This window comes from Microvirga sp. P4_G7 (assembly GCF_056401005.1).
Genome location: NZ_JBFUKD010000182.1, coordinates 1 through 6191, shown reverse-complemented (window position 1 = coordinate 6191; position 6191 = coordinate 1). Strand labels below are relative to the sequence as shown.

Genomic DNA, 6191 nt, shown 5'->3' with positions numbered 1-6191 from the left:
GCGCAATTCCATGCGATTGTTGGTGGTGTGCGGTTCGCCGCCCGATAGCTCCCGTTCCTTTCCCTTGAAGGACAGAATCGCCGCCCATCCTCCCGGGCCGGGATTCCCCGAGCATGCGCCGTCCGTGTAGATCGTCACCCGTTCCGCTGCCGTTTCACTCATTGGGCAAGACCGTATTCGCGAGCATGGCGGATGTGGCGATGAAAGGCGAGCTTGCGGTCGTATTCGAGCGGGTCCTTCGGCTTCACGAGGGCTCCGGGCGGCACGTTGAGCCAATCGACTAGACGCGTCAGCATGAACCGCAAAGCCGAACCGCGACAGAGAACCGGCAAGGCCTCGATTTCGTCAGCGGTCAATGAACGAACGCCCTGGTAGCCCGCGAGCAGCGCTTTGCCCTTGGTCAGGTTGAACGACCCGTCGGCCTCGAAACACCACGCGTTGAGGCAAATCGCGACGTCGTAGGCGAGCGCATCCGTGCAGGCGAAGTAGAAGTCGATCAGACCGGAGACATCGGGTCCGATGAAGAAGACGTTGTCCGTGAAAAGATCGGCATGAATGATGCCCGTCGGCAAACCACTCGGCCAAGCTCCCTCGAGAAACGCAAGCTCCTGACGGGTGCGCTCGGCGAGCCGCGGTGAGACGGTGTCGGCTTGAGCCTCCGCCTGCGCGAAAAGGGGCGCCCAGCCGTCGAACGAGAGGGCGTTGGGCCGCGCCATGGGAAAGTCCTGTCCGGCCAGATGAAGGCGCGCCAGGGCCTGCCCGAGAGCGGCGCAATGCGCTGCGGTCGGACGTCTGATGGCGATCCCGTCGAGGAAGGTGCAGATCGCCGCCGGCCGACCCGCCAGACGGCCCAACGCATCACCGCGGCGATTGCCCACCGGCAGCGGACAGTTCAGACCGCGACTCGCGAGATGCTGCATGAGCGCGATGAAGAAAGGCAGATCCGCTTCCTTCACGCGTTTTTCGTACAGCGTCATGATGTACGAGCCGACGGTGGTGTGCAGGAAGTAGTTCGTGTTTTCGACGCCCTCGGCGATACCCTTATAGGACAAGACCGTGCCGATATCGTAGGTGGCGAGGAAAGAGGCCAACTCCTCGTCCGCGACTTCCGTATAAACCGCCAATGCCTACTCCGCAGCCTGTTCGCGCAACTCGCGCGGAAGCGGGAAGAACACGCTCTCGTCCGCTGTCGAGACGTTCTCTACCTCAACCTCGAAACGTTCGGCAAAGGCGTCGATGATCTCTTCCACGAGGATTTCCGGTGCCGAAGCACCCGCCGTGATGCCGAGGCTCCCGATCGCGCCGAAAAGCGACCAGTCGATATCCTCGGCGCGCAACAGGAGCCGCACGAGCGGACATTTTTCGCGCTCCGCCACTTCGCGCAGGCGCTGCGAGTTGGAGGAATTTGGCGAACCGACGACGATCATGGCGTCGACCTGCGGCGCGACCCGCTTCACAGCGCCTTGGCGGTTGGTGGTGGCGTAGCAGATGTCTTCCTTATGCGGGCCGACCACCGACGGGAAGCGGGCCTGCAAAGCTTCCACGACCTCCCGTGTGTCGTCCACGGACAGGGTGGTCTGCGTGACGAACGCGAGATTGTCCGGTTCGGCGGGTTCGAGACGGCGAACATCCTCGACCGTTTCGACGAGGGTCACGGCACCCGCGGGAAGCTGGCCCATCGTGCCCACCACTTCCGGGTGGCCGGCATGGCCGATGAGGATGATATGACGGCCCCGCTTGTGGTGGACCTGCGCCTCGCGGTGAACCTTGGTCACCAGCGGACAGGTGGCGTCGATCGCGAAAAGTTTACGGGCGGAGGCCGAATCCGGAACGGATTTCGGAACCCCGTGCGCCGAGAAGATCACAGGCGCCGCGCCGTCGGGAACCTCGTCGAGTTCACGGACGAAGATTGCGCCCTTCTTCTTGAGCCCTTCCACAACGTATTTGTTGTGCACGATCTCGTGCCGCACGTAGACCGGCGCGCCGTAAAGGGCGAGCGCCTGCTCGACCGCGTCGATAGCGCGAACGACGCCGGCGCAGAAGCCGCGCGGGGCGCAGAGCAGGATTTTGAGAGGCGGTTTGGTCATCGCGGCGATGTGGCGAGAGCGGGCTTGCGATGTCAAGCGGGAGCGACGCTAATTCGCGCCCTTCCGTGCCAATCCTCACCGCCCCGCTCCTCTGGCGGGTAAGAAAGTCTCGCCCTCGCGGCAAAGACTGGCTAGAACGGGACCTCCCTGAATTTTATCCGATTTTGACCAATGGCGAATGCCGCTTCCCACGTCAGTTTCCTTCCCCCCATCTTGACCTTCTGCGGCGCTGCCGTGGTCGCCGTGCCCCTGTTTCGGTCGCTCGGATTGAGCGCCGTGCTCGGCTATCTCGCCGCCGGCGTGCTGATCGGCCCGTCCGGTCTCGCCCTGATCGGCGATCCGGAATCGATCGCCACCGTAGCCGAGCTCGGGGTGGTGCTGCTGCTCTTCATCATCGGCCTCGAACTCAAGATTTCCCATTTGTGGGAGATGAAGCGAGACATTTTCGGCCTCGGGCTGCTGCAGCTCGTGATCACCGGCCTGATCTTGGGCGGTGCCGCTCTCGCGCTCGGTTTCCCTGGAACGACTGCTTTCGTCATGGGAGTTGCCCTCGCGCTGTCGGCGACCGCGATCGCTCTGCAGATGCTGAACGAGCGAAACGATCTGCAGACACCCTATGGCCAGCGGTCCTTCGCAATTCTCCTGTTCCAGGACATCTCGATCGTGCCGGTTCTGGCCTTGCTGCCCCTTCTCGCCACGGGGAGCGGCGTGCAAGAGGACGGTTGGAGCAGCCTGATCAAGGTCGGCGAGGCTCTGGCGGCGATCGTCGCCGTCGTTCTCGTGGGCCGCTACGGCCTCAACCCATTCTTCCGCATCCTCGCCCGCAGCGGCGCCCGTGAAGTGATGACGGCGAGTGCCCTCCTCGTGGTRCTCGGGGCCGCGATGCTGCTCAACGAGGTCGGGTTGTCCATGGCGATGGGCGCGTTCCTCGCCGGGCTGCTCCTGGCCGAATCGAATTTCCGCCATCAGCTCGAGGCGGATATCGAGCCGTTCCGCGGCATGCTGCTCGGCTTGTTCTTCATCAGCGTCGGCATGTCGATCGACGTTGCGCTGGTGCGTGACAACTGGCTGATGATCGCGCTTGCGGTTCCCGTCGTCATCATCGGCAAGACGGCGATCATCACCGTTCTCTCGAAGCTGTTCGGCGCGACATGGCAGGACGGCCTTCGCTCCGGTGTGCTGTTGTGTCCGGCCGGCGAATTCGCTTTCGTGCTGCTGCCGGTGGCGACCGCCCTCAACTTGATGGCAGGACCGACCGCGCAATTGATGACGGCGCTTGCGGCGATCACCATGTTGTTCGGGCCGATCGCCGCCACGATTGTCGAAAACGTTCTCAAACGGCACCCGAACCATCAAGACGCGGAACCGCACGCTCTCCTCAACAAGACGGAAGAACTGTCCAGCCGCGTGCTCGTTCTCGGCTTCGGTCGCTTCGGCCAGATCGTCAACCAGGTTCTGCTGGCGCAGGACATCAACGCGACGGTGATCGACCGCGACGTCGAGCGCATCCGCGACGCCGGGCGGTTCGGCCTGCAGGTCTATTACGGTGACGGAACGCGCCTCGACGTGTTGCGCGCCGCCGGCGCCGAGCGCGCGGAAATGATCTGCATCTGCATCGACAACCCGGAAGCGACGATGAAGATCGTCGAGATCGTGCACGAAAACTTCCCGAACGCATTCACGTTCGTGCGCGCTTACGACCGTATTCAGGCCATCAATCTGATGAATATGGGCGTCGATTATCAGCTTCGCGAGTGCTTCGAATCGGCGATCTCGCTGAGCCGGGCGGCTCTCGAAGAGCTCGGCATCGCACCCGAAGTCGCCGCAGCGACCGCGGACGATGTTCGCAAACGTGACATCGCCCGTCTGATGTTGCAGAAGACGAGCGGTTTCATGGGCGGCGCAGAGTTGATGGTGGGTGCGAAGATCGCGCCCGAACCCCTGATCGTACCGAGCGGCAAGGCGCGTGGGCTCAATGCCGAGACGCGGGATATTCTCGGTGAAGGTGCAGTTTAATGGATACGCCGCGCGTTGCAGACCCCGCCGTCGAGCGGGTCGAGACGCCACGATTCGTGACCGGATCGACCATGCGCCACGTTCTCGTCATGACGGGAACGGCCACCGCGGGCCTCATCGCGATCTTCATCGTCGACCTGGTCTCGCTCCTCTACATTTCCTGGCTGCATGACCCGAGCCTGACGGCGGGCGTGGGGCTCGCCACGGTCGTGATGTTCTTCACGGTTTCGATCAATGTCGGCCTGATGATTCCGATCGGAGCGCTGGTCTCGCGGGCGCTCGGCGCGCGCGACAAAGAACGGGCCCGTCAATTGGCGACGTCGGGCTGCGTGCTGATGACGTTGATCGCCACCGCCGTGAGCCTGGTCACCCTCCCCCTCGTCCCCTCCATTCTCAATCTTCTCGGAGCGAGCGGTGAAGCGTTTCGGGTCGCCCAAAGCTTCCTTTGGATTGCGCTTCCCACGCACGGCCTGATGGCGATCGGCATGGGCATGTCGACGGTTCTGCGCGCTGCGGGAGACGCGAAGCGGAGCATGTACGCGACCTTGTCGGTCGCGATCGTCACGGTCCTCCTCGATCCGATTTTCATCTTCGTGCTCGGCCTGAAGTCGAACGGGGCGGCAATCACCATCGGGATCGCGCGCCTCGCTTACGTCTTCGTGAGCTATCGCTATCTGTCGCGGAATCACGACCTTCTCACAGTGCCGCGCATGGCGAGCATCAGCCGCGACGCGCGCCCGTTCTTTGCCATCGCCATCCCGGCGATTCTGACGAACATCGCGGCTCCGGTGTCGAACGGGTTCTTTACCAGCATCATGTCGCGTTTCGGCGATCAGGCCATCGCGGCCTCCGCCATTATCGACCGTGTGACGCCGGTGGCCTTCGCGGGATTGTTCGCGCTTGCGGGCGCCGTCGGGCCGGTTTTGGGTCAGAACTGGGGCGCCAATCGGTTCGACCGGATGCGCCAAACCATCAAGGATTCGCTGATCTTCACAATCGTTTATGTCGGCGCCGTCTGGCTCGTGCTGTTTCTGCTGCGCACAGAGGTCGCGCACATTTTCCAGGCGAAAGGGCTGACGGCGGAGCTGGTCGAGTATTTCTGCGCCATCAGCGGGCTGATCTGGTTGTTCGTGGGCCTTGTTTTCGTGGCGAATGCCTCCTTCAACAATCTCGGTTTTCCTCTGCTCTCCACCTTCTTCAATTGGGGCCGGGCGACGCTGGGCATGATCCCATTCGCCTATTTCGGCGCCATGATCGCCGGTCCGAAAGGCGCCTTGACCGGCATCGGAGCGGGGTCCGTGGCCTTCGGTATCGCCGCAATTCTCACGAGCTTCTGGACAATCAGGCGGCTTGAGCGGCAAGCTAAGGCCCGCTTGGCGAGTTGACCTTGGCATCACGGCCGAGGACGGGCGGCCCGAGGAGCGCGAGATGGTCACTTGGTTCGACTTGATGCGAGACGCGCAGAGCAAAGCCGGCCTGGAGACCGTAGCGCGGCAATACCACATCTCGACGATCGAGGCGCAACGCGCCATGGCCGCGGTCATGCCCRCCTTTGCCATGGGCCTCCAGCACAAATTGGCGGAGAACGATCCCGCGCGGTTTTTCGGCGGCGTCGCGGCCAGTCCCTTCGCCGCCTTCTGGCAATCGACGATGCGGGCGTTCACGCCTCAGGCACAGCAGGCCGGAAAAATCATTCTCGACCAAATGTTCGGCTCCGACGACGTCAGCCGCCGCGTCGCCCATCAGGCAGCCGATATGGCGGGAATCGGTGCGGAAACCATGCAGCAGATGCTGCCGCTCTTCGCCGGCATGTTTGCCGGCACGCTGCATCAATGGCTGACCAATCCCGAGCGCATGGCGGGCGCGTTCAATCCGACCGCCGCCGATCGCCCGTCCGATCCTACGGCGGATTGGGCTCAATTATGGAGCAGTTGGCTCACGACGGGGGCGGCACCGAAGAAGGAGCCCGACAATCCCTTTGAGGCCATGATGGCTCCGTTCCTGCCCCGCGCCAACGAAAGATCCCCCGCGCAGACGGACCCCTGGAGCCAGATCCTGGGAGCGGGACGCGATATGCAGAAGCAATAC

At 63.2% G+C, this 6191-nt stretch carries 6 protein-coding genes; 3 read left to right on the top strand and 3 right to left on the bottom strand.

Annotated features, from left to right (window positions below):
* From AC1DT3_RS10105 to ispH, 3 genes are all read right to left on the bottom strand, one after another.
* On the bottom strand, positions 1-162 hold a 162-nt coding region (locus tag AC1DT3_RS10105; protein WP_477465124.1), incomplete at its 3' end, for an RNase H family protein.
* Entirely contained in the window at positions 159-1124 is a 966-nt protein-coding gene (locus AC1DT3_RS10100) for a homoserine kinase (RefSeq protein WP_477465123.1), read from the bottom strand. The genes AC1DT3_RS10100 and AC1DT3_RS10105, both read right to left, overlap by 4 nt.
* Positions 1125-1127: 3 nt before the next feature.
* Positions 1128-2087, bottom strand: coding sequence for a 4-hydroxy-3-methylbut-2-enyl diphosphate reductase (gene ispH / locus AC1DT3_RS10095; protein ID WP_477465122.1), 960 nt, complete (start codon positions 2085-2087; stop codon positions 1128-1130).
* A 171-nt stretch (positions 2088-2258) separates the two neighbouring features.
* Here ispH and AC1DT3_RS10090 point away from each other — a divergent pair, with 171 nt between their 5' ends.
* The 3 genes from AC1DT3_RS10090 to AC1DT3_RS10080 form a co-directional block, all read left to right on the top strand.
* Entirely contained in the window at positions 2259-4103 is a 1845-nt protein-coding gene (locus tag AC1DT3_RS10090; protein ID WP_477465121.1) for a monovalent cation:proton antiporter-2 (CPA2) family protein, read from the top strand.
* The gene (locus AC1DT3_RS10085; RefSeq protein ID WP_477465120.1) at positions 4103-5488 is read left to right on the top strand and encodes an MATE family efflux transporter; all 1386 of its coding nucleotides are present in this window, start codon (positions 4103-4105) and stop codon (positions 5486-5488) included. The genes AC1DT3_RS10090 and AC1DT3_RS10085 overlap by 1 nt, the downstream gene beginning before the upstream one ends.
* A 43-nt stretch (positions 5489-5531) precedes the next feature.
* Positions 5532-6191, top strand: a 660-nt coding sequence (locus AC1DT3_RS10080) for a DUF937 domain-containing protein (RefSeq protein ID WP_477465119.1), incomplete at its 3' end; no start/stop codon positions are given.